The 315-nt window shown below is 72.4% G+C and carries 1 protein-coding gene; it reads right to left on the bottom strand.

Annotation, left to right across the window (positions count from 1 at the left end; all coding sequences use genetic code 11):
* Window positions 1-123: 123 nt before the first annotated feature.
* Window positions 124-315 (bottom strand): hypothetical protein (locus JHD64_RS21430; protein WP_199055685.1); only part of this gene is annotated, 192 nt, incomplete at its 5' end.

Genomic DNA, 315 nt, shown 5'->3' with positions numbered 1-315 from the left:
GACCAATATCGGTCACTTCCGTGCCGCTTCCAAGCTGCTGGAAGGCAAGCGCGACCTGCCGGTCAAGCTGTGGCTGGCTCCGCCGACCAAGATGGACGCGCAGCAGCTGACCGACGAAGGTCACTACCTGTCTCTTATACACATCTGACGCTGCCGACGAACGAACAACAGTGTAGATCTCGGTGGTGGCCGTGTCATTAAAAAGGGGGGGGGGGGGGGGGGGGGGGGGGGGGGGGGGGGGGGGGGGGGGGGGGGGGGGGGGGGGGGGGGGGGGGGGGGGGGGGGGGGGGGGGGGGGGGGGGGGGGGGGGGGGGG

It is taken from the genome of Aquitalea sp. ASV15 (assembly GCF_016429115.1).
Lineage (GTDB): Bacteria > Pseudomonadota > Gammaproteobacteria > Burkholderiales > Chromobacteriaceae > Aquitalea > Aquitalea magnusonii.
This window is presented reverse-complemented; position numbering and strand designations above follow the sequence as displayed.